We start from the raw sequence: 21,823 nt of genomic DNA, 5'->3' as shown, positions 1-21,823 counted from the left end.
TCACGGGGACGGTGAGGCTCGGGCTTCGTGTGGGTGACGACACGACGGGCTTCCGAGGTCGGCACGCACTCGTAAGGTTACGGCTGTAAGTTCAAGCCGTGCGGGCGGGGCGGTGTCCGGGTGCGGAGCGGGGTCGGTCCTACGCGTCGGGGACGAGCACGACCTTGCCGACGACGGTGCGGGACTCGGCGAGAATCATCGCCTCCGCGGCGTCCGAGAGGGGGACCCGGGCGCCGACCTGTGGTGACAGGGCGCCCTCGGCGAGCAGGCCGAGCACCTGGGTAAGGTCCTCGCGCAGCCGGGCACGGAAGGCGTCGGCGCGGCGCAGTCCGGCCCAGAAGTTGTAGAAGCGTGCACTGCGGCCGTTGGGCAGGGCGTGCCACAGGCCGAGCCGGCCGAACAGCTTGAGCACGGGCAGCTGGGAGCTGCCCTCGACGTCCCTGGTCGACGCGGTTCCGTAGGAGACGAGCGTGCCGCCGCGTCGCAGCAGGCGCCAGGACCGGACCAGGCCGTCGCCGCCGACGTGGTCGAACACCGCGTCCACGCCGTTCGGTGCCAGAGTGCGGATCTTCTCGTACATGCCGTCGTCGTGGGAGTCGACGGGGGTGGCGCCGAGCTCGCGCACGGCCTCGTGGTGGCGCTGCGCCGCGGTGCCGATCACGGTGATCCCCGCGTGCCGGGCGAGCTGGAGCAGCGTCGTGCCCACTCCGCCGTTGGCGCCGAGGACGACGATCGTGCCGCCGCGCGGCACGGCGGCCATGCGGTGCAGCATCTGCCAGGCGGTGATGCCGTTGACGAGCAGCGTCTCGACGGCGGCGGGGTCCGTGCCGTCCGGCACGGCGACGAGGTCGCGGGCGTCGAGGTGCAGGTGGCTGGCCCAGGCGCCGGTCTTCGTGACGGCGGCGAACCTCCCTCCGACGAGTGCGGTGTCCACGCCCGGCCCCGCGGCGGCGACGGTGCCGACGACGTCGTAGCCCGGGACGAACGGGAACGGCGGCTGGTCGAAGTACTTGCCCCGGCGCATCTGCTGCTCGGCGAACGACACCCCGGTCGCCTCCATGCGGAGCAGGACCTGGCCGGCTCCGGGGGCGGCCAGGTCCTGTGTGCGCACCTGCAGGCCGGCGGGCTCGACCTTCCCCGGCAGGAGGATCTGGGTGGCCTGGGTGGTGGCGGTGTCGGGGTTCATCGGGGCTCCTCGCGGGAAATTCTTGCTAACGACTGTAACCTTACGACTGTAACTCTGTTGGTGCAAGCGGCCCCCAGAAAAACTCACAGCTGTAAGGTGACACCATGAAGGATGCGAAGGATGCAGTGGCGCCCCGCACGCGGAACCGCCGTGGCGAGGGCGGACGCCTGCGCGAGGACATCGTCGACGCCGCGGTCGCCCTGCTCGACGAGACGGGCGACGAGCGCACCATCACCCTGCGGTCCATCGCGCGCCGTGTCGGGATCGCGGCGCCGTCCATCTACCCGCACTTCTCCGACCAGCCCTCCATCATGCTGGCCGTGGTCCGACGGGCGTTCGCCGAGCTCGAAGTGGTGCTGCGCGCGGCCGTGCGCGACGCGGGCGAGGGGCCCCGCGAGCGCCTGTACGCCGTGTGCCACGCCTACCTCGACTTCGCACGCGCGCACCCCGAGCGGTACCGCACCATGTTCGGCGGCCTGTGGATGCCGACGCTCGCGGACACCGCGGTGACCGAGAAGGACCTCGTGACGCTCGGCGACGCCAACCTGCGGATCCTCAGCGAGGTCCTGACCGAGTGCGCGGAGTCCGGGATCTCCACGAGCACCGACCCGGGGACCGACACGTTCGCTCTGTGGCTCGGCTTGCACGGGCTCGCCCACCAGCGGTCCGTCTCCCGCGTGTTCCCCGGCCCGGACGACATCGGCGACCGCATGATCCCGGCGTTGGCCCGCCTGCGCGAGGCCTGACCCCGGGCCCCCGTCGGAGCGTGTGCGGAGCAGCTCCGTGTACGGGGTCCGCCCCGGCGGGAGCGCGGTCCGGGCGGACCCTCTACCCCTGTTCCGGGGCGTCCGGGGCGCTCTCCTGCTCGCCCGCGACGCCGCCGAGAAGCCCCGACACCCGTTCGGCCTCGGCGGCGAGGAGCCCCCACCTCGGTGATCCTGTCCCCGCCCAGGCGGAACGAGGGTCCGACGATGCTGAGGGCGGCGATGATCCCGGTGGCCGCGAGGATCGGGGAGCGCGGGGGAGCCCGACTGGCGCTCGGACGACTATGCGGGCGCAGGTCGCAGGGTTGACGGGATCGGTCGAACGTGGTGCCCCGTGCTGAGGCCGACCCGAGCACGGAGGTGCCCCGGTTTTCCGGGGTCCGGGCGGCGGTGACGCGGCGGACGGTGCCGCCGATGCTGGAACAGCCCGCCGCGCCCGCCGCCGTCAGTCCGGCGGGTCCAGCGGTGACATCGCGGGGGAGTAGTTGAACAGCCGCAGCCTGGCCGCCCCCGGCTCGGTGAGCGAACCGGCCCGGGGATCGAGGTCGACGATGCTGAGACTCGCCGGGTGGCTCGGTACCGTGCGCGCCGGGTCGAGTCCGACGGCGGCCGTGAGGAAGGCCCGCGCCGGCCCGCCGTGGGTGACGGCCATGACCTGCTCGTGCCCGTGGGCCGCAGCCTCGCGCACCGCGGCGTCGATCCCGGCGAGTACGCGCTCGGTGAGCTCGGAGAAGCTCTCGGCCCCCGGGGGGTGGAACCGGCCCGCGCGCCACGCGGCGTACACGCCGTCGTCCTCCTCCCTGATCTGCGCCGAGTACCGTCCCTCCCATCCGGCCAGGTAGGCCTCGTTCAACCGGGGGTCGCGCGCGTCCGCCCGGACGCCGAGCACCTCGGCGGTCTCCCGCGTGCGGCGCAGGCCCGAGGTGACGACGTACCCGGGGGCCAGGTAGCCGACCGTCTCCGCCAGCGCGGAGACCTGCCGCCGTCCGGCCTCGGACAGCCCGACGTCCTGCTGTCCCTGGAGGCGGCGCTCCTCGTTCCACGTGGTCTCGCCGTGACGGACCAGAAGCAGGCGCGTCATCGGTTCTCCCCTGTGTCCAGCCGCTCGCCGGCGGCGTCGAAGTACGCGTCGGGCTCCGACGGCAGGCGCACACCGAGCCCGTCGCCGGGCAGCAGACCGACCGGGGTGTCACGGGACACGTGTGCCCGCGTCCCGTCGGGGAGGTCGACGCCGATGACCCACCTGTCGGCCATCGGGACCTGGTCGGCGAACGTCGCCGCCACGACCCCGGGGCCCGTCGCCTCCTCGGAGGCCGCGAGCGAACTCGCCCGGTACATCGCCCTGACGACCCCGTCCCCGTCCCCGTCCGCGGCCACGGACGGCGCGGCGCCGCAGTCGACGCCGTACGCCCGCAGCCGCCCGTCGTGGACACGGCACTCGACGATGTTGGCCGGGGGAGTGCCGATGAACGTCGCGGCGAACGCCGTGCGCGGGCTCTCCAGCAGTTCCCGCGGAGTGCCGAACTGCTCGATCCGGCCGTCCTTCATGAGGGCGATGTGCGTGGCCATGGTCATCGCCTCGACCTGGTCGTGCGTGACGTAGACGCTCGTGGCCCCGGTGGAGCGGTGGACGCGCATGAGCTCCCCGCGCGTCTCGACCCGCAGCCTCGCGTCGAGGTTGGACAGCGGTTCGTCGAACAGCAGCACCTTGGGCTGCGGCGCGATCATGCGGGCGATCGCCACACGCTGCTGCTGCCCGCCGCTGATCTCCCCCGGATACCGGTCGGCGAGCTCCGCGATCGCCAGCAGCGACAGCACCTCGTCGCCGCGGGACCGGCGGTCGGCCCTCGACCACTTCGCCACCGTCAGCGGCCACTCGATGTTCTGGCGCACCGTCTTGTGCGGCCACAGGGCGTAGGACTGGAAGACCAGCCCCGCCTCCCGCTCGGCGGGGGCGACGAGCTCGGTGCCGTCCCCCCGGGCGATGACGCGGTCCCCGAACCGGATCTCGCCCCCGGTCGGGTTCTCCAGGCCCGCGAGCATCCGCAGGGTCGTCGTCTTCCCGCAGCCGGAGGGACCGAGCAGGACGAGGAAGGAGCCCGCCGGGACGTCGATCGAGATGCCGTCGACGGCGGTGGTGCCGCCGAAGTCCTTCCTGAGGTCGGTGATGGCCAGGGAGGCCGAGGACGCTCCGGAGCGCATGCCGGTCCTTTCCGCTCGGTCGGTGTCGGTCGTGGGGGTCATGAGTTCGAGTTCCAGGGCTGGGCTGCGCCTTCGAAGCGCCGCGCGAGGATGGTCGCCGACACGGAGATCACCGCGATGACGACGGTGACCGCGTTGGCCGACTGGGTGAAGTTTTCCGAGGAGTACTGGTAGGTGAGGACGGCCAGGACCGGCATCGCCGGGGTCGCCAGCAGCACGACCAGGGAGAGGTCGCGCACCATCTGGACGAACACGAGCACCCCGCCGGTGAACAGGCCGCGGGCCGTCAGCGGTGCGATGACGGCGCCGATCCGGCGGAACAGCCCGGCCCCGGCCAGCACCGCCGACTCCTCGACGTCCCTCGACACCTGGCTCAGGGCCGAGGTGCCCGACCGGACGGAGAACGGGATCGTCGCCGCGACCCCGGCCAGCACGAGGATCGCGAACGTCCCGTACAGGCTCGGGAGCGGGCCGATGGGTGCCCCGAACTGCGCGATGAACGCGGCGCCCAGCGCGATGCCGGGGATGAGGAACGGGACGAACGAGACGACGCCCAGCGTCCCCGGCAGCCACCTCGGGCCGTTGGACCGGGTGATGACGTAGGAGACGAGCAGGCCGAGGACGCCCGCGCAGACCGCCACGGTCACCCCCAGGAGCACGGTGTTCCAGGTGGCCTGGAGGATCTGCGGGTTGTTCAGGATGCCCCGCTGCCCCTGGGCGAGCGCGGGGTCGGAGTCGCCGATCCAGTAGTGGAGGGTCAGCCCGGACGCGAAGTCGTTGGTGCGGCGGGTCAGCGAGCTGAGGACGAGTACCAGCCCGGGGACGACCGTGGTGAAGGTGACCAGCACCCACGCCGCCGCGGCCACCGGCCGCCCCCACACCCCCAGTTCGATGCCCCGGCGGCGTCCGCCCTTGCCGGTGATCGTCGCGAAACTGCGCCTTCCTCCGGTGATCCGCGTCGAGGCGTACATGATCATCGCGGCGACGAGGATGAGCACGATCGACAGCACGTAGCCGCGTGAGACGTCGCCGGTGGAGATCGCCCCGTAGAGCCGGGTCGAGAGCGTGTGGAACCGGACCGGCAGGCCGAGCAGGGCGGGCGTGACGAAGTTGGAGACCCCCTCGGCGAAGGCGAGCAGTGCGCCGGAGACCACCGCCGGGGCCACGACCGGCAGGGCGATGTCGCGGGCCACGCGCAGGGTGGAGGCCCCCGTCAGTTCGGCGGCCTCCATGAGGTCCCCGTTGACACTGGCCAGGGCCGCCGCGATGAGCATGAACGACAGTGAGAAGTAGTGCGCCGTCAGGGTCGCCGCGATCGGGACGGGACCCCAGGCCAACCAGTCGGGGACGCCGATCCCGAGGTTCACGAGGATGCCGGTGGAGCCGCCGATGAGGTCGTTGCGGAAGACCGACTCCCACGCCAGCGCCAGGGCGAAGCTCGGCAGCGCGAACGGGATCGTCGCCAGCAGGCCGAGGACTCCGCGCCCCGGGATGCGGGTCATCACGACGACCCAGGCGAGGAACCCGCCGATCACCGTGGAGCCGACGGCGGTGGCGGTGCCCAGGAGCACCGAGTTGCCCATCGGCCTCCACAGGAGGTTCTCCGACATCGGGCTCGCGAAGACGTCCGTCCACGCCTCGCGGTTGCCGTCCATCAGGGTCGTGTTGACCAACCCGGCGAGCGGCGCGACCACGAGGACGGCGAGGACGAGCAGGGTTCCGGCTCCCAGCACCACGGTGGGCTGCCGGAGGGTGGTCCGCACACGGGCCGCCGTGCGGCCGACCGTGGTGCGGCGGGGGGCGGGTGCCGTCGTCATGGCGTCCTTTCGCTGACGGGGGTGTCGGTCGTCGGCTCTACAGGGTCAGGAGGAAGTCGGACACGTCGTCGCGGATCTGCGCCGTCTCCTCGGGGTCGATGTCCCAGGCGGAGAGCTCTTCGAGGGAGACCGCGCCCTCGGGCGCCGTCATGTCGGTGCGCACCGGGTAGTCGCCGGGCACGTAGAAGGGGTCGAAGGCCGCGCCCCCGGTCTCCGAGTCGTCACCCATGAGGAAGTCCGCGACCAGGCGGCTCGCGGCGGGGCTGCCGGAGCCGTTCACCATGCCGATGTAGGCCGGGAAGGTGATGCCCGGCGACGGGGCCGTCTCCAGGGAGGCCTGGAGCGCCCACCCCTCCTCCTCGTTGTCCCGGCGGTCGGAGTACGAGGTGAAACCGACCGGCGGGTCGTCCTGGCCGGTCGCGCCCACCGCCGCGTTGACGTTGTCGGTGTCGTCGACCAGGACCAGCCCGTTGGCGTAGAGGTCCTTGATGAACTGCTGTCCGGCGTTCTCGACGCCGTCGTCGAGGACGACCTCGGACCCGAAGAGCTCCAGGTGGGCCTCCGCCATCGCGTCGGACCGGCGGACGATCTCCGTCACGAGGTCGAGGTAGTCGCCGCGCACGCCGGGGTCGACCATGACGACCCTGCCGTTCCACTCCTCCTCGGTCAGCTGCCACAGGTTCTCGACCGGGGTGCCGTCGGGGTGGGCGTCCTCGTTGTACATGAGGATCTTGGTGGAGAGCCGGTTGGCGAGCAGCGGCTCGCGGTACTCCTCGGGCACCGTCTCCGCGACGCGCTGCGGGACGTAGTTCTGCAGGATGCCGCCCGCGACGAGTTCGGTGATGACGACCGGGGCGTCGGAGATGTAGGCGACGTCCGCCGACGGCGTCCCCGCCTGGGCCTCGGCCAGCAGTCGGGTGATCTGCTCGGAGGAGGAGATGTCGTGGCCGATCAGGTCGATCCCGGGGTAGGCCGCCTCGAACTCCGCCTCGACGGAGGCGATGCGCGAGGTGAAGGAGTAGACGGTGACCGTCCCCTCCTCCACGGCGAGTTCGACCAGTTCGTCGTGGGTGGCGCCGTCGAGTTCGTGGGGGCCGGACGCCGCGTCGGTGGCGGGAGCCTCGGGGGCGCCGCCGCCGCAGGCGGCGAGGGTCGCGGTGAGGGTGAGGACGGCGGAGGCCTTGAGCATTCCGGGGAAGCGCATGACAGGTCCTTTGTGTCAGTTCTCGCGCAGGTGGGGGGAGGGGGACGAACCGGGCCGCGGCGGTGCGGCGGCCGGTGGCGTCAGTCGAACTCGGTGAGGAGGTCGTCGAGGCGGTCGAGGGCGGAGAGGACGGTGTCCGGGTGGCGCTGGGCGATGGTGAGCACGATGGCGTTCGCGATCATCATCGGGACGCTCAGGGAGGAGAAGCCCTCCTGGTGGCCGCGCGGGGCGGACAGCACGGTGGTCGGCGCCGGGTCGAGGGTGTGGAGGGTGTCCGTGACGAGGACGGACCGGGCGCCCGCGGCGGACGCGCGGGCGTAGAGGTCCGTGAGGTTGCGCGGGGCACGGCGGAAGGCGAAGGACACGACGACGTCGGACTCCGACATCGCCAGGACCCGTTCGGCCACCTCGCGTCCGGGGCCGACGAGGTTGACGGCGTGCATGCCGAACCGCCGCAGCCGGCCGTCGAGCAGTTCGGCCAGGACCCCCGCGTTGCCGCGCGCGAAGAGGTAGACCACCCGCGCGCCGACCAGGAGGTCCGCGACCTCGTCGATCTGTGACTGGTCCACGTGCCTGCCGACCGCCGCGAGCGATTCCAGCTCGGTGGCCAGGAGGGTGTCCAGGACGCGACCCTGTCCGCGCAGCTCAGCGCGGAACCGGTCGCCGGCGCCCTGGAGGCTGGCCTCGTGGGCCTCCCGCAGGTCCTCCCGCAGGTCCAGGTAGCCCTGGTAGCCCAGGCGCTGTGCCAGACGGGTGGCAGCCGCCGGGTGGACGCCCGCCCGCTGGGCGACGTCGCCGCCGCGCCACAGCGGAGCCTCCGCCGGGTGGGCGAGAAGCTCGTCGAGGAGGACCCGGTCCGACCTGGTCAGCTGGTCGCGGTGCTCGTTCACACGCTCGTGGAAGTTCACACCGGTCACGCTACAGCAAGATTAATTGCACAGACAGACTGCTGTGCAATTTAAGTTGCAGTTCATGGGCCCTTCATTCCCCGGCCGGGCGCCGTCCGCCGATGGCGTGGCGGTGACGTGCGGCAACGTCTGTCCGGGGGCGTTCTGCCGCGTGCGGGGCCGCCTTCCTGGCCGGCGCGCCGGCGGTCGAGCCCCTGGAGGTGGGCGGCCTCCAGGGGTGCGGCGGCGTCAGGAGCCGGACGTCGAGGAGCGCAGGGCCTCCGCGAACCAGGCGAGGTAGGGCAGCGGGTCGGTCTCCTCGGCCGCGTTCCCGTTGATCACGGCCACCAGGGACAGGTACCGGCCGTGCGTCTCGTCGTACCAGGCGTGCCCGGCCGCGTACGGGCCTTCCTCCTCCCTCATGAACTCGTCCGCGAGGAGGAAGGCCGCGGCCAGCCGATCGCGCAACCGCGCGGTGTCCTGCCCGTCGGCGAGGGTGGCGGTCACCGCGACGAAACGCTCCGTGATCCCCTGCACCCGCGGGGACCGGGCGGCCTCGCCGGCGTGGTGGGCGGCGATGAGTTCCTCCGAGATCGCCGCCCCGTCCGTGTGGATGAGCTCCTGCGCCGGTTCGGACGCGATGAACCGCCCGGGGCCCGTGGAGTAGCCGTCCCTCAGGTAGGCGCGGACCGCGTCGCGGAACTTCGCGTCGCGCAGCAGGTCGGCCAGCTCGATCCACGCCTGGAGCTGTGCGGCCGTGGGGTCCTCGTGCAGGCGCGGCCGCATGGTCCGCAACCGGTCGACGAAACCGTCCGGCACGTCCAGGCCCTCGCCCACCTCGTTCCAGAAGTCCTCGACGGTCCGTTCGCGTTCCTCGTCCGGCATCGACACGAGCCGGTGCATCAGGTCGGCCTGTGCGGTCGTGCCGCCCTGCTTGATCAGCGCTCGCAGTACCGCCTGCCTGGCCCGCAGGACGTGCTCCTGGCGCTGGACCACCTCCAGGTGCGTGGTGAGCAGGTCCTGCAGGTTCGTGCCGCCCCGGAGCAGTCGGCGGATCTCGTCCAGGCCCGTGTCCAGGTCCCGCAGGGTGCGGACGAGTTCCAGCCGGGCGATGGCGTGGACGTCGTACAGGCGGTGGCCCGATTCCGTCGTGCCCGTGGCCTCGACGACCCCCTCGTCGGAGTAGAACCGGACGGTGCCGACACTCAGGCCGCTGCGGTGCGCGGCGTCTCCGATGGAGTACAGCTCTTCTTCGTTCATGGGGCAACTATGGGATCTCGAGCGACTGGAGATTCAAGTCGTCGGTGCCGTCGACACCGCTCGTGCGTGTCGTCGACGAGATCGGCCGTCGGGGCGAGACTGTCGCCCCTGGTCTTCGTCCCGCTCGCGGTGATCCCCTCCAACCTGGGCCACCACCGCCCGCCCCGGTCCCGCGTCGGTCCGGCCACGCCGGCCGGCGGTGCGGACGGCGCCCCGGGTACACCTGCGACTCACCTCCCGGCGCCGTTGGCCGGCCGCAGCGACTTGATCGCCTTCATGGGGAAGCGCGAGGAGACCCGCTGGATGAGGGGGATCGTCAGGACGTGCTCGGTGAGGAAGGACTCGTAGGCCGACACGTCGGTCACGGCGATCCTGGCGAAGTAGTCGGGCGATCCGAACAGGCGGTACAGCTCCAGGACCTCCTCGAAGGAGGCCATGGCCTCCTCGAACCCCTCGACACCGGCCCGGTCGAACCTGGTGAGCTCGATGTCCAGGAGCACCTCGAACCCCTGGTCGAGCGCGGCGGGGGAGATGTCGGCGCGGTAGCCGAGGATGACCCCCTCGCCCTCCAGACGCTGCACGCGCCGCAGGCACGGGCCCGGCGTGAGGCCCACCCGGTCGGCCAGGACGACGTTCGGCAGCCGGGCGTCCTGGCGAAGCTCGGCGATGATTGCGTGATCTATCTCATCCATGGCCAATGATTGCATGTATGTAAGGGATTCCGCTCGGAGCGGCAATCGCGTGCCAGTAACTCTGTGACAACGTTGCCTCATGACCGAACACGTGCTGACAAGCGCCGAGCCGTCGCGGCGCACCGAGGTCGCCGCGGGGGTCCACGCCTCGTTGGCGGCCGGACTGGGGATGTTCCCGCTGGGAGTGGCCTTCGGGCTGATGGTGGTCCAGGCGGGTCTGCCCTGGTGGGTGGCCCCGGCGTTGTCGATCGCGGGTTTCGCCGGGTCGTTGGAGCTGCTCCTGGTCGGCATGATGGCCGCGGCCGCGCCGTTGGCCGTGATCGCCCTGACCACGTTCCTGGTCAACTTCCGCCACGTGTTCTACGCGTTCTCCTTCCCGTTGAACGTGGTGCGCCACCCGCTGGCCAGGGCGTACTCGGTGTACTCGCTCGTCGACGAGGCCTACGCGGTCACGGCGGCGTCCCCCGGGCGCTGGACCTCCTGGCGGCTGCTGTCGATGCAGATCGCCTTCCACGCCTACTGGGTCGGCGGCGGGCTCGCGGGGGTGCTGCTCGCCTCCCTGCTGCCCGGCTCGGTCGAAGGGCTCGAGTTCGCGCTGTGCGCCCTGTTCGTCACCCTGACCCTGGACGCGTGCCGGACCCGCGCCCAGGTCCCCTCCCTGCTGCTGGCCGGTGCGGCCTTCAGCGCGGCCTCGGTCCTGGCGCCCGGTTCGGCCCTGTTCGTCGGGCTGGTTCTGTTCGTGGCCGCTCTGGCCGTGCGCTACGCACTGACCGTCGGGAAGAGAGGGTCCGATGCCTGAGACCTGGTACATCCTCGCGGTCCTGGCGATCGTGTTCACCATCACCCTGGCGTTGCGGGCGGTGCCCTTCGCCGTTCTGGGGCCGCTGCGCGACTCGGCCTTCGTGGCGACCATGGCGCTCTGGATGCCCGCGGGCATCCTCGGCATCCTCGCCGCGAGCACCCTGCTCAGCGCCTCCGGCCCCGAGGGCGGGCACGTCTTCCAGGCCTTGGCCGCGGTGGGGGTCACCGCCGGGGTGCACCTGGCCTTCGGGCGGCGCACGCTGCTCAGTGTTGGACTGGGGACCCTCACGTTCATCGCCCTGGTGAACCTTCTCTGACCAGGTCGGTGTTCTGCTCTCCCCTTGCCCCCGGGACGCTCCTGCCGATGGACGGGGCCCGGGCCGTGGTGTCACGGGGGCCGGGGCCGCCCGGGCTCCTCACACCTGCTCGGCCAGGATCTCGGCGAACAGGTCCGGGCGCTGGAGGGGGATGCCGTGACCGCACCCCGGAACGGAGATCATCCGGCTGCCCGGGAGAGCGTCGTGTATGTCCCGGGCGGAATCGCGCATCAGCGTGCGCTCCCGTTCCCCGACCATCACCAGCGCCGGGTTCTCGAAGCGTGACCAGCCGGCGGGGAGGGTGAAGCGGATGTTCTCTCCCACGGAGGCGAGCAGGGTCGCACGGCTCACGAGGGCGCTGTCGCGGACGTAGTCGTCCAGGAGTTCGGCGGGGACGAACAGCTCCTTCGCCTGGAGCCTCGCGAACCACCGCTGCCGTGCGAGCGGCGCGGCAGCGGAGAGGAGGCCCAGGGTCGTCCCCGGGAATCGGAGAGGCCTGGCCTGGGCGCTCACGACGACCGCACCGGTGACCAGGTCCGGCCTGGTCGCCGCGAGGAGGGTCGTGAGCTGCGCCCCCAGGGAGAACCCCGCGACCAGCGCGCCCCGGGGCGCCCGCTCCTCCAGGACCTCTGCCAGGGCCCGGGCGGTCTCCGCGTGCGACCGGTATGTCTCGCCCGCGCTGTTCCCGTGCCCGGGGAGGTCGGGGACGATCACGCGGGCCGCGCCCCCGAGCCGGTCCAGCGTCGGACGCCACATCCACCCCGCGACACCGCCGCCGTGTAGAAGTAGGACGGGAGGGGCCTGGGGGTCGCCGTTCTCGAGGACGTACATGGCCACATCCTTCCAAACGTTCCCCGCTCGCCGGTACCCGGTGCTCCGCCCCTGCCGACCGCGAGACCCGGCTCAGGTCCGGGTTTCCTCCACCCGGTGGGGGAGGGGGCCGGTGGGCGTCATCGAGGACTCCCCTCGGGGGAGGCCTGCGCGGTGATCCTGTCGTGGTGGGCGCCCCTGGCCAGGATCGACAGCACGGCGGCGACCACGCAGATCGCCGCTCCGCCCCACCAGGCGTAGGTGTAGGCCCCGAAGACGTCGCGGACGACGCCGGCGCCGAACGCCGCCGCGGCGGCCCCGATCTGGTGGGCGGCGAACACCCAGCCGAAGACGATCGTGCCGCGCTCGCCGAAGATCTCCCGGCACAGTGCCGCGGTGGGGGGAACGGTGGCCACCCAGTCCAGGCCGTAGATGACGACGAACAGGATCATGCTCGCGTGCACCTGGTCCGACAGCAGCCAGGGAAGCAGGAGCAGGCTGACGCCTCGGAAGGCGTAGTAGGCGACCAGGAGTTTGCGCGGGTCGAACTTGTCGGTCAGCCATCCGGAGGCGATCGTGCCCGCGATGTCGAAGACGCCCACGGCGGCCAGGAGGCCCGCGGCGGTGGTGGTGGCCATCCCGTGGTCGTGGGCGGAGGGGATGAAGTGGATGCCGATGAGCCCGTTCGTGGTCGCACCGCAGATCGCGAACGCGATCGCCAGTGCCCAGAAGGCTCGGTGGCGGGACGCGAAGGCCAGCCCTTCGAGGGTGCGCCGGACCGCGCCGCCCACCGCGCGCGGCGGGGGGTCGTAGGTCCTGGGATCGGCACCGAAGGGCAGGACGCCGCGGTCCTGCGGGTGGTCGCGGATGACCCACCACACCAGCGGCACGGTGACGAGCGCTGCCCCGGCGATGACCAGGGACCGGCCGCCAGCCGATGCTCTCGGCCAGGGCGGCCACGGGGGGCAGGATCACCAGCTGCCCGGTCGCCGACCCCGCGGTGAGCACGCCCATGACGAGGCCGCGGCGTCTGACGAACCACCGGTTGGCGATGGTCGCGGCGAGCACCAGCGCCATGGCCCCGGTTCCTGTGCCGATCAGCAGTCCCCAGAAGACGAGCAGTTGCCAGGAGGCCGTCATGAGGACGCTGCCGCCGGCGCCGAGGGCCACGAGGAACAGGGCGGCCGAGACGACCCGGCGCATGCCGAAACGGTCCATCAGCGCGGCGGCGAAGGGCGCGACGAGCCCGTAGAGCACCAGGTTGATGCTCACGGCCAGCGACATCACGCTCATCGACCAGCCGAATTCGAGGTGCAGCGGCACCATCAGCGCACCGGGTGCGGCGCGGAATCCCGCGGCCCCCAGCAGTGCAAGGAAGGCCACGGCCGCGACCCACCATGCGGGGTGGACACGGGGCAGGCGGGGCGAGCGGGCGCGCTCGGGGGAGGGCGGCGGCATGGAGGCAGACTTTCTTGAAGGAAGTTATAGGGTGGTGGGCACCCTACAGGAGTGGTGAGGTGACGGAGAAGACGATGCCTCTGCGATCCGACTGGTCCGATGACCTGTGCCCGATCCGCCGGTCACTCGACGTGCTCGGCGACCCGTGGGTGCTGCTGATCGTCCGCGACGTGCTGCACGGCCGTGGCAGGTTCGACTCGCTGCGCAGGAACCTCGGCATCTCCGAGGCGGTGCTCAGCCGTCGCCTGAACGCCATGGTCGAGGCCGGCCTGCTGGTCCGTGTCGACTACGACAGCGGCGGACGCACCCGTCAGGGGTACGCGGCGACCGAGGCCGCGGCGGAGCTGCTGCCCGTGCTCCAGCAACTCGCCCTGTGGGGCGAGCGGCACACGTCGATGCCCGCGAGCGGCGGGCACATGGCCATGATCCACCGGGAGTGCGGCAACGAGACCACGCACGGGGAGGTGTGCAGCTCCTGCGGCGAGGTCCTCGTGCCGGAGCGGATGACCTGGGTCAAGCCCTGGAGGAACGGGCAGGACAAGCTGGTTCCCGCCGGTGTCCTGGGCGAGCCCTGACGGGAGGCTGCGCCGGTCCCGACCGCTCGGAGCGGTGCAGGGAGAACCGTACGGACAGGTGTCAGGCGGCTCCGTCCTCCGAGAGGACCACGCTCTCGGGGCGCATGCCGTCGTCGCTGAGCCGGTGCTCCGGCCACGGGGGAGCCGGACCGGGCGGGGAGGGGCCGAGCACGGCCGCCCGGCGTCATCGGCGGGAGTTGAGCCGGGCGGCCTCGCGTGTCAGGTGGTCGCGCTCGGCCAGGTCGGGTGCCTTGAGGGCCGCCTCGGCGTACAACCGGGCCGCCGTCACCAGGTCGCCGTCGCGCTCGTGGAGGTACGCCGCCACCGCGGAGTGGCGGGGCAGTGAGTCGTCCAGCGTCGCGAGCGCCGCCAGACCGGCGCGGGGGCCGTCGGCCTCACCGACGGCCACCGCGCGGTTGAGCCGGACGACCGGGCTGTCGGTCAGGCGCGCGAGCTCGTCGTACCACTCGACGATCTGCACCCAGTCGGTCTCCCCGGCGGTGGGCGCGTCGGCATGGAGTGCCGCGACGGCGGCCTGGGCCTGGAACTCGCCCAGCCGGTCGCGGGCGAGGGCCGCCTGCAGGATCTCGACGCCCTCGGCGATCGCCCCGGTGTCCCACCGGCCGCGGTCCTGCGCCGCGAGCGGGACCAGGCTGCCGTCGGGCGCGGTCCGGGCGGCCCGGCGGGCGTGGTGGAGCAGCATGAGGGCGAGCAGTCCCGCCACCTCGGGGTGGTCGATCGCGTCGGCGAGCTGCCGTGTGAGGCGGATGGCCTCGGCTGCGAGGTCCACGTCGCCGGAGTAGCCCTCGTTGAAGACCAGGTAGAGGACGCGCAGCACGGTGGCGACGTCGCCGGGCCGGTCGAACCGAACCCCGGAGACGGTGCGCTTGGCCCGGCTGATGCGCTGCGCCATGGTCGCCTCCGGCACCAGGTAGGCCCGGGCGATCTGGCGGGTGGTCAGCCCGCCGACGGCGCGCAGCGTGAGGGCGACGGCGGACGCCTGCGTCAGCGACGGGTGTGCGCACAGGAAGTAGAGCTGGAGCGTGTCGTCCACCGCGGCCGAGGGGCCGGGCGCCGGCTCCTCGTCGATGCGGTCCTCACGCCGCCGGCGGGCGGTGTCCGAGCGGGTCGCGTCGAGGAACCGGCGCCAGGCCACGGTGACCATCCAACCCTTCGGGTCCCGCGGCGGGTCGGTCGGCCAGGTGCGGACCGCCTCCACGAGCGCGTCCTGCACGGCGTCCTCGGCCGCCGCGAAGTCGGCTCCGCGGCGGACGAGGATTCCGAGCACGCTCGGTGTGAGGCTCCGGAGGAGGACCTCGTTCACGGGGTCACTCCGTGATGGTGGGCGGCGCGGCCAGGAACGGGCGGACTTCGAGCCACTCGTGGATCGGCGCCCCGCCCGCCCCGGGGGCGGCCGACAGTTCCCCGGCCAGCTCGACGGCGCGCTCGTAGCCGTCGACGTCGATCACCATCCAGCCGGCGATGAGGTCCTTGGTCTCGGCGAACGGGCCGTCGGTGATGGGCGGGCGCTCCTCGCCGTCGTAGCGGACGAACGTCCCCTCGGGGGAGAGCGCCTGGCCGTCGACGAACTCGCCGCTCTCCTCGAGCCGGGCCGCGAAGTCGCTCATGTACTGCATGTGGGCCGAGATCTCCTGCGGCGTCCACTGGTCCATGGGTACGTCGTTGACCGGAGCCGGGGCGCCCCGGTAGTGCTTGAGCAGCAGGTACTTGGCCATGGTGGTTCTCCTCGGTGCTGGTGCGACCCATTGTGGTCGCGTTCACCCCGGGGACGGAGCCACCGACGGCTTCTCGACATCGTCGGCCGAAGTTTTTTGGTTCTCGTGAACGAGCCGGTCGAGCCGTCCCGGTCTCCGCGGCCATGCCGCACGCACCGCATCGCACTGCGCGGTGCGATGCGGTGACGGGAGGGGGCCTCCGATCAGGGGTGGCGGCTGGAGAGGACGCAGAACTCGTTCCCCTCCGGGTCGGTGAGGACGACCCAGCTCTGGTCGCCCTGGCCGACGTCGGCGCGACGGGCGCCCAGGTCGAGCAGGCGACGGACCTCCTCGTCCTGATCCCTGTCGGTCGGGTTGACGTCGATGTGGAGCCGGTTCTTGACGGTCTTGCCCTCGGGCACGCGCGCGAAGGTCAGAGCCGGTGGCACCGGGCCCGGTCGGTTCCTGCCCTCGGGCTCGGCAGGGGAGCCGATCATGACGGATCCGTCGTGCTCGTCCTTGCCCAGCACCTCGTAGTCGAGGACCGAGCACCAGAACCGGGCGAGACCGTCGGGATCGGCGCAGTCGATCGCGAGCTCGGTGAACTTGCTGGCCATGTCAGGACCTCCGGGTCGGGTATCGGGTCCGCCGAAGGCCGCGCGGTGACCGCGGTGCTCGGCAGGGCGTCGCCGATCGTAGCGCGGTGGAGGAGTCCGGCCCTCTGTGCGCCGGGAAATCCCGGGGCACGTGCCCCAGGCACCGTCGCGACCGGGGTCGTACGCGAGCACGGTCGGGAGCGTGTGGTCAGCGACCTCGGCGACGGGAGCGGACACGGTCCCTTCGCCCTGAGGCCCTGAACGCGGCCCCGCACAGGACGGTCCTCTCCCGCGCCGGGGCGCCGTCCGGCACCCGGTGCGATCCGGGCGCCGGACGCGGGCCCTACTCCTCCGCCGGTTCGGGCTTGCCCGGCACCAGCTTCAGGCCGACGACCGCGGCGATGATCCCAGCGAGGAAGACGATCTTGAGCGCCGAGACGCTCTCACCGCCGGTGGCCATCGCGTAGAACACGGTCAGGGCGGCGCCGACGCCGACCCAGACCGCGTAGGCGGTGCCGATGGGGATGTGCTTGGCGGCCCAGCCCAGGCCGACCATGCTGATCGCCAGGGCCACGAGGAAGACGACAGCGGGGCCGGGGCGGGTGAAGCCCTCCGACAGGCCCAGGGCGGTGGCCCACACGGCCTCGAACACCGCGCTGACGAGCAGGACGATCCACGGCATGTCAGCTCACCGCCTTGAGGCCGATGATGGAACCGATGAGCAGGACCAGCAGCAGGGACTTGCCCCAGGTGGCACGGTCCTTGCCGGTGAGGAAGCCCCACAGGACGGTGAGGGTGGCGCCGATGCCCACCCACACGGCGTAGGCGGTGCCGGTCGGCAGGGAGGTCATGGCCCAGGCCAGACCGGTCATGCTCAGGGTCAGGGCCACGAAGAACAGCAGGGTGGGGCGCCAGCGGGAGAAACCCTGGGAGGCGCCCAGCGCGGTGGCCCAGACGGCCTCCAGAACGCCGGATACGACGAGTACGAACCACGCCATGGACAAAGGCCCCTTTCAGAGGCCGTCTTGTCGTGGTGCGGGTACGGCTCCCTCGTCCGCGGACCCGTTCCCGGGGTCCCGACCCCAGGGTACGACATCGTCGCAGGCGGGCCCGGTGGGGTTCGTCACGACACGCGACACCGCCCGCTTCCCCCGGTCCACGGCGTCCGGCCTGCGCCCGTTCCCGTCCCGGCCGGGGGAGTGCCGGGAGGGCCCCGGCCTCCCGGACACGCTCCGGTGCCGGGAGCCGGACGCCCGGTGGGAGGGGCCTGTCCCTCCCACCGGGCGGTTCACGGCCGGTCCCGTCCCGGTGGCCTCACCCGTCGCGGCGCTCCCGGTGCGATCGCACCATCTCCCGGTACCAGTGGTAGCTGTCCTTGGGCGTGCGCGTCAGCGTCTCGTAGTCGACCGCCACGATGCCGAACCTGCGGTCGTACCCGTAGGCCCACTCGAAGTTGTCGAGCAGGGACCAGACGAAATAGCCCCGCACGTCCACTCCGGCCGCGATGGCGTCGGCGAGGGCGGACAGGTGGTCCCGCAGGTAGGCGACCCGGTCCTCGTCGTGGACGCGCCCGTCCGCCGCGGGCACGTCCGGCTCCGCCGAGCCGTTCTCGGTGATGTGGACCGGGGGCAGTTCCGGATACTGGCGGTGCAGGTGGAGCAGGAGGTCGGTGAAGGACTCCGGGACCACGGGCCACCCCATGGTCGTGTGGCGCACGCCCTCGACCGGTACCTGCTCCACCCCGATGTCGACGGCCGTGCGCGTCGCCGCGTCGGGCAGCGGTGCGTGGCGCACGTGCACCGGGCGGTAGTAGTTGATCCCGACGAAGTCCAGGGGCTGCGCGATGGTCGCCGCGTCCTCGGGGGACCGGTAGCTTCCGTCGGCCATGGGCCCCCAGGTGGCGGCCTCGTTCTCGGGGTAGTGGCCGCGCAGCAGCGGGTCCAGCCACACCCGGTTGTGCAGCGTCTCGGCGCGGTCCACGGCCGCCGCGTCCTCGGCCGAGTCCGTGGCGGGAACCAGCCGCTCCGGGTTGAGGGTGATGCCGACCTCCGCCGGGCGACCGTGCCGTGCCGCCGAGTCCCGCAGTTCCCGGGCGGCGAGCCCGTGGGCCAGCAGCAGGTGGTGCGCGGCGGCCAGGGCGGGCGTGCCCTCCCGGGTCCCCGGTGCGTGGCGCCCCACCGCGTGCCCGACGAACGCCGCGCAGTGCGGCTCGTTGAGGGTGATCCAGCGCCGAACGCGGTCGCCCAGCCGGTCCGCCACCACCCGCGCGTACTCGGCGAAGTGCTCGGCGGTGGAGCGGACGCGCCAGCCCCCCTCGTCCTCCAGCGCCTGGGGGAGGTCCCAGTGGTAGAGCGTGGCCACGGGCTCGATCCCGGCCTCGCAGACGGCGTCGACGAGGCGGTCGTAGAAGGCCAGCCCCTCGGGGTTGACCTCTCCCTTCCCGGTCGGCAGGACACGCGGCCACGCGATCGAGAACCGGTAGGCGTCCACCCCCAGCTCCTGGAGGAGGGCCACGTCCTCCGGGTACCGGTGGTAGTGGTCGCAGGCGACGTCGCCGCTCTCACCGCGGGCTACGCGGCCGGGCGTGCGGCAGTAGGTGTCCCAGATGGACGGCCCGCGGCCGCCCTCGTCGGCGGCGCCCTCGATCTGGTAGGCCGCGGTCGCGGCCCCGAAGAGGAATCCCGGCGGGAGGACGGGCAGCTCTGGCGTGGTCATGGTGTCTCTCCGATGGCTGTGTGCGGTGGGCGGCGTCGTGTCCGCGGTGTCGTACGGGGGAGGCGGGCGGGTCAGTAGCCGGCGGACTTGTCGACGACGTTCGCCAGCGGCCGGCCCTGGACGTGGCGCTCCAGGTTGTCGACGAAGATGTCCACCCCGCGGCGCCGTGTCGCGGCGGTCGTCGCCCCGTTGTGCGGGGTGACGATGACCTGGGGGAGGTCCCAGAAGGGACTGGCCCCGGGCAGCGGTTCCTCGCCGTGGGCGTCGAGTCCGGCCCCGGCGATCCACCCCTCGGTGAGGGCCCGCAGCAGCGCCCGGTCGTCCACGATCCCGCCTCGCGAGACCACGACGACGAACGCCGACTCCTTCATCGCCCGGAACTCCGCCTCGCCGACGAGGTGCTCGGTGGCGGGGGTGTCGGGGGCCGTGACCACCACGAAGTCGGCCTCGCCCAGCATCCGGTGCAGGTCCTCCGGTGCGTAGACGGCGTCCACGCCCGGGGAGGGGCGGTCGGTGCGTCGCCGCACCCCCACGACCCGCATGTGGAAGGCCCGGGCCTTGGCGGCCAGGTCGAGGCCGGAGTGCCCGAGGCCGATGATCCCGCAGGTGAGGCCGTTGAGCTCACCGTGCTGGAAGCGCTCCCAGCGATGATCTGCCTGGGCCCGCGCCCATCGGGCGGCGTCGCGGTTCAGCATCAGCATGAGCATCATGGCGTGTTCGGCCAGGGGGATCGCACCGTTGCCCGCGGAGGAGGTCAGGGTCGCAGGGTGCTCGTCCAGCCCGCCCGCGAGGTCGGCGTTCACGCCCGCCGCCCAGCTGTGGATCCATCGCACGGCGGACGCCGCGGCCAGTTCCTCCCCGCTGAGGGTCCCGGCGATGACGGTCGCCGAGCCCAGGAGGTCGGCGCGGTCCCCCGGCCTCTCCACGAACTCGACCGGGGCTCCCGCGGCGGCCGCGCGGATCCGCTCGCGCTCCTCGGGCTCGAACCGCCCGCTCACGAGTACTGGTCCGTACTCGGGCACGCACATCACGTCCTTCGTTCGCTCTGGTAATTTTGGCCATGATTGGTCTGACCGGTCCGGTGAGTATAGGGAAGGCGTGTGTCGGATGCCACAGGAGGGTCGTCCGGTCTTCCGGGCCGTCGAGAGGTCCAAGGTCTATTCGGCGGTCGCCGACCAGATCCTCGCCGGGGTGCGGTCGGGCGCTTTTCCGCCCGGATCGCCGCTGCCCGCCGAGCGCGTGCTGGCCGAGAGGTTCGAGGTCGGGCGCGGGTCGGTCCGCGAGGCCATCCGCGTCCTGGAGCACGCGGGTGTGCTCGACGTGCGCGTGGGCAGCGGCACCTACGTGGTCGGTGACGGGGGCTCCGAGGAGAACGTCCTGAGGGCCCGCGCCGCGGTCGCCGGGGAGCACAGCCCGTTGGACCTGATCGTCGCCAGGGCCTCGCTCGAACCGGTGTGCGCCGAGCACGCGGCGACCGCGCGGACCTCCAACGACCTGCGGGTACTGGAAGATCTGGTGCTCCAGCAGGAGCGCGTGATCCGTGAGGGGGGAGACCCCTCGACGGTCGACGCGGACTTCCACCTGGCGGTGGCGGCGGCCTCGCACAACAGCGTGCTCTTCGCCCTGGAGCGGACCCTGGTCGACCTCATGCGCGAACGCATGTGGAGCGAGCTCAAGGACCGGTCGCGCAGCAGGGAGAACCAGGCGGAGCACTACCTCGAACACCACCGCCAGGTCTTCCGGGCCATCGAGCGGCGCGACCACCGCCGGGCGCGGCAGCTGATGGCCGTGCACATGAGCGAGATCGAGACGGGCCTGCTGAGTGAGCTGGGCTCCTCTCAGGAGGAGGGGCCGGCGGAGCGCCCCTGAGCGCTTGACACGGCGTGCGGCTCCCACTTAGCTTCACCATCGGTCAGGTGGTCGGACCAGTTGTACGGGTCCGGCCCGCATCGACGCCGAAGGAGAGCACCGTGGAGACACCGCGCTACGCCGTGAACTGTTCGATCATGATGAAGGACCGGCCGCCCGAGCAGAGGCTCGCGGCGGTGCGGGAGGCCGGGTTCGAGGCGGTGGAGTTCTGGTGGCCCTTCGCTGAGTCCACGCCCCCGGAGCACGAGGTCGAGGGCTTCGTCGACACCGTCCGCGCCTCGGGGCTGAGCCTGGTCGGACTCAACCTCTACGCCGGCGACATGCCCGGCGGCGACCGGGGCGTCGTCTCCTGGCCCGACCACGCCGACGAGCTGCGCGCCCACACGGCCGTGGTGCGCCGCATCGCGGAGGCCCTCGGCTGCCGTTCGTTCAACGCCCTGTACGGCAACCGCCGCGCCGACGTCCCCGACGCCGAGCAGGACGCCGCGGCCGTCCTCGCCCTGGGCGCGGTCGCGGGCGAACTCGCGAAGATCGGGGGCACGGTCCTGATCGAGCCGGTCAGCGGCGCCCCGGACTACCCGTTGCTCACGGCGGACGACGCCGTGGCGGTGATCGACCGGGTCGGGGACGAGACGGGCGCGGACAACCTCGGCCTCCTCCTCGACGTGTACCACCTCGCGGTCAACGGCGACGACGTCCCGGCCGTCCTCGCCCGCCACCGTGACCGGGTGAGCCACGTCCAGGTGGCCGACGCCCCCGGTCGGGGAGCACCGGGAACGGGTGCGCTCCCGCTGCGCGACTGGGTGCTCGACCTGACCGCGGGCGGCTATGACGGCTGGACCGCCCTGGAGCACGCGGGTGAGGGACCCGGCCCCCTGGCCTGGGCGCGCTCCTCCGACCTGCCGGGCCTTCCCGGAGCGCGGACGGCGTGAGGCCGGCGCGGGGGGGCGCCCCC

The 21,823-nt window shown here is 72.4% G+C and carries 23 protein-coding genes, 1 pseudogene and 1 riboswitch; of the genes and pseudogenes, 6 read left to right on the top strand and 18 right to left on the bottom strand.

Translation table 11 applies throughout. The features are described 5' to 3' along the window. Positions 1-139: 139 nt before the first annotated feature. Positions 140-1,186, bottom strand: coding sequence for a medium chain dehydrogenase/reductase family protein (locus tag Q8791_RS27695; RefSeq protein WP_330094773.1), 1,047 nt, complete (start codon positions 1,184-1,186; stop codon positions 140-142). A gap of 104 nt (positions 1,187-1,290) precedes the next feature. Between Q8791_RS27695 and Q8791_RS27690 the strand changes: the two genes are divergently transcribed. Further along, positions 1,291-1,932 carry a TetR/AcrR family transcriptional regulator gene (locus tag Q8791_RS27690; protein ID WP_330094772.1) on the top strand — a complete coding sequence of 214 codons (642 nt, stop codon included), beginning with the start codon at positions 1,291-1,293 and terminating at the stop codon, positions 1,930-1,932. A gap of 463 nt (positions 1,933-2,395) precedes the next feature. Here the strand turns inward: Q8791_RS27690 and Q8791_RS27685 are convergent, their stop codons facing one another. From Q8791_RS27685 to Q8791_RS27655, 7 genes are all read right to left on the bottom strand, one after another. Further along, the gene (locus tag Q8791_RS27685; protein WP_330094771.1) at positions 2,396-3,031 is read right to left on the bottom strand and encodes a histidine phosphatase family protein; all 636 of its coding nucleotides are present in this window, start codon (positions 3,029-3,031) and stop codon (positions 2,396-2,398) included. Further along, positions 3,028-4,194 (bottom strand): ABC transporter ATP-binding protein, encoded by a 1,167-nt coding sequence (locus tag Q8791_RS27680; protein ID WP_330094770.1) that lies wholly within the window; start codon positions 4,192-4,194, stop codon positions 3,028-3,030. The genes Q8791_RS27685 and Q8791_RS27680 overlap by 4 nt, the downstream gene beginning before the upstream one ends. After that, the gene (locus tag Q8791_RS27675; RefSeq protein WP_330094769.1) at positions 4,191-5,969 is read right to left on the bottom strand and encodes an ABC transporter permease; all 1,779 of its coding nucleotides are present in this window, start codon (positions 5,967-5,969) and stop codon (positions 4,191-4,193) included. The genes Q8791_RS27680 and Q8791_RS27675 overlap by 4 nt, the downstream gene beginning before the upstream one ends. Positions 5,970-6,006: 37 nt before the next feature. Then, positions 6,007-7,173, bottom strand: a complete 1,167-nt coding sequence (locus Q8791_RS27670) for an extracellular solute-binding protein (RefSeq protein WP_330094768.1) — start codon at positions 7,171-7,173, stop codon at positions 6,007-6,009. An 80-nt stretch (positions 7,174-7,253) separates the two neighbouring features. Further along, positions 7,254-8,081, bottom strand: coding sequence for a MurR/RpiR family transcriptional regulator (locus tag Q8791_RS27665; protein WP_330094767.1), 828 nt, complete (start codon positions 8,079-8,081; stop codon positions 7,254-7,256). A gap of 228 nt (positions 8,082-8,309) precedes the next feature. After that, a complete protein-coding gene (locus Q8791_RS27660) occupies positions 8,310-9,320 on the bottom strand; it encodes a MerR family transcriptional regulator (RefSeq protein WP_330094766.1) in 1,011 nt (336 codons plus the stop codon). 230 nt (positions 9,321-9,550) lie between these two features. Further along, positions 9,551-10,012: an Lrp/AsnC family transcriptional regulator gene (locus Q8791_RS27655; protein WP_330094765.1), complete on the bottom strand. Its 462-nt coding sequence runs from the start codon at positions 10,010-10,012 to the stop codon at positions 9,551-9,553. Between the two features lie 79 nt (positions 10,013-10,091). Between Q8791_RS27655 and Q8791_RS27650 the strand changes: the two genes are divergently transcribed. Both Q8791_RS27650 and Q8791_RS27645 read left to right on the top strand, forming a co-directional pair. Further along, on the top strand, positions 10,092-10,811 hold the full coding sequence (locus tag Q8791_RS27650; protein WP_330094764.1) for an AzlC family ABC transporter permease: 720 nt from the start codon (positions 10,092-10,094) through the stop codon (positions 10,809-10,811). Beyond that, positions 10,804-11,130 carry a branched-chain amino acid transporter permease gene (locus Q8791_RS27645; RefSeq protein ID WP_330094763.1) on the top strand — a complete coding sequence of 109 codons (327 nt, stop codon included), beginning with the start codon at positions 10,804-10,806 and terminating at the stop codon, positions 11,128-11,130. Before Q8791_RS27650 ends, Q8791_RS27645 begins: the two co-directional genes overlap by 8 nt. Before the next feature lie 99 nt (positions 11,131-11,229). Here the strand turns inward: Q8791_RS27645 and Q8791_RS27640 are convergent, their stop codons facing one another. The 3 genes and pseudogenes from Q8791_RS27640 to Q8791_RS27630 all read right to left on the bottom strand — a co-directional run. After that, positions 11,230-11,961, bottom strand: a complete 732-nt coding sequence (locus Q8791_RS27640; RefSeq protein WP_330094762.1) for an alpha/beta fold hydrolase — start codon at positions 11,959-11,961, stop codon at positions 11,230-11,232. A gap of 119 nt (positions 11,962-12,080) precedes the next feature. After that, positions 12,081-12,821: an MFS transporter gene (locus tag Q8791_RS27635; protein ID WP_330094761.1), complete on the bottom strand. Its 741-nt coding sequence runs from the start codon at positions 12,819-12,821 to the stop codon at positions 12,081-12,083. Positions 12,822-12,924: 103 nt separating this feature from the next. Then, positions 12,925-13,266, bottom strand: a pseudogene (locus tag Q8791_RS27630) (MFS transporter); the annotation flags it as partial. A gap of 206 nt (positions 13,267-13,472) precedes the next feature. On the opposite strand from Q8791_RS27630, the gene Q8791_RS27625 reads away from it, so the two are divergent. Further along, positions 13,473-13,973 (top strand): winged helix-turn-helix transcriptional regulator, encoded by a 501-nt coding sequence (locus tag Q8791_RS27625; RefSeq protein WP_330094760.1) that lies wholly within the window; start codon positions 13,473-13,475, stop codon positions 13,971-13,973. A 184-nt stretch (positions 13,974-14,157) separates the two neighbouring features. Here Q8791_RS27625 and Q8791_RS27620 read toward each other — a convergent pair whose 3' ends face one another. The 7 genes from Q8791_RS27620 to Q8791_RS27590 all read right to left on the bottom strand — a co-directional run bounded on the left by Q8791_RS27620 (position 14,158) and on the right by Q8791_RS27590 (position 20,027). Next, a complete protein-coding gene (locus tag Q8791_RS27620; protein WP_330094759.1) occupies positions 14,158-15,297 on the bottom strand; it encodes an RNA polymerase sigma factor in 1,140 nt (379 codons plus the stop codon). A gap of 4 nt (positions 15,298-15,301) precedes the next feature. Continuing rightward, a complete protein-coding gene (locus Q8791_RS27615; protein WP_330094758.1) occupies positions 15,302-15,709 on the bottom strand; it encodes a YciI family protein in 408 nt (135 codons plus the stop codon). A gap of 203 nt (positions 15,710-15,912) precedes the next feature. Continuing rightward, positions 15,913-16,305 (bottom strand): VOC family protein, encoded by a 393-nt coding sequence (locus tag Q8791_RS27610; protein ID WP_330094757.1) that lies wholly within the window; start codon positions 16,303-16,305, stop codon positions 15,913-15,915. 322 nt (positions 16,306-16,627) lie between these two features. Next, a complete protein-coding gene (locus Q8791_RS27605) occupies positions 16,628-16,966 on the bottom strand; it encodes a DMT family transporter (RefSeq protein WP_330094756.1) in 339 nt (112 codons plus the stop codon). Between the two features lies 1 nt (position 16,967). Next, positions 16,968-17,282 (bottom strand): DMT family transporter, encoded by a 315-nt coding sequence (locus tag Q8791_RS27600; RefSeq protein ID WP_330094755.1) that lies wholly within the window; start codon positions 17,280-17,282, stop codon positions 16,968-16,970. A gap of 16 nt (positions 17,283-17,298) precedes the next feature. Continuing rightward, positions 17,299-17,365: riboswitch (guanidine-III (ykkC-III) riboswitch) on the bottom strand. A gap of 233 nt (positions 17,366-17,598) precedes the next feature. After that, positions 17,599-18,999 carry a GH1 family beta-glucosidase gene (locus Q8791_RS27595; RefSeq protein WP_330094754.1) on the bottom strand — a complete coding sequence of 467 codons (1,401 nt, stop codon included), beginning with the start codon at positions 18,997-18,999 and terminating at the stop codon, positions 17,599-17,601. Between the two features lie 71 nt (positions 19,000-19,070). Continuing rightward, positions 19,071-20,027: a D-2-hydroxyacid dehydrogenase gene (locus Q8791_RS27590; RefSeq protein WP_330094753.1), complete on the bottom strand. Its 957-nt coding sequence runs from the start codon at positions 20,025-20,027 to the stop codon at positions 19,071-19,073. A gap of 79 nt (positions 20,028-20,106) precedes the next feature. Here Q8791_RS27590 and Q8791_RS27585 point away from each other — a divergent pair, with 79 nt between their 5' ends. Both Q8791_RS27585 and Q8791_RS27580 read left to right on the top strand, forming a co-directional pair. Further along, a complete protein-coding gene (locus Q8791_RS27585) occupies positions 20,107-20,868 on the top strand; it encodes a FadR/GntR family transcriptional regulator (protein WP_330094752.1) in 762 nt (253 codons plus the stop codon). Between the two features lie 101 nt (positions 20,869-20,969). Next, positions 20,970-21,800, top strand: a complete 831-nt coding sequence (locus Q8791_RS27580) for a hydroxypyruvate isomerase family protein (protein ID WP_330094751.1) — start codon at positions 20,970-20,972, stop codon at positions 21,798-21,800. Positions 21,801-21,823 lie beyond the last annotated feature (23 nt).

Origin of the sequence: Nocardiopsis codii (assembly GCF_036327455.1) — a bacterium.
GTDB lineage: Bacteria > Actinomycetota > Actinomycetes > Streptosporangiales > Streptosporangiaceae > Nocardiopsis > Nocardiopsis codii.
The sequence above is the reverse complement of the archived record's forward strand: the minus strand, read 5'-3'. Positions and strand labels throughout refer to the sequence as shown.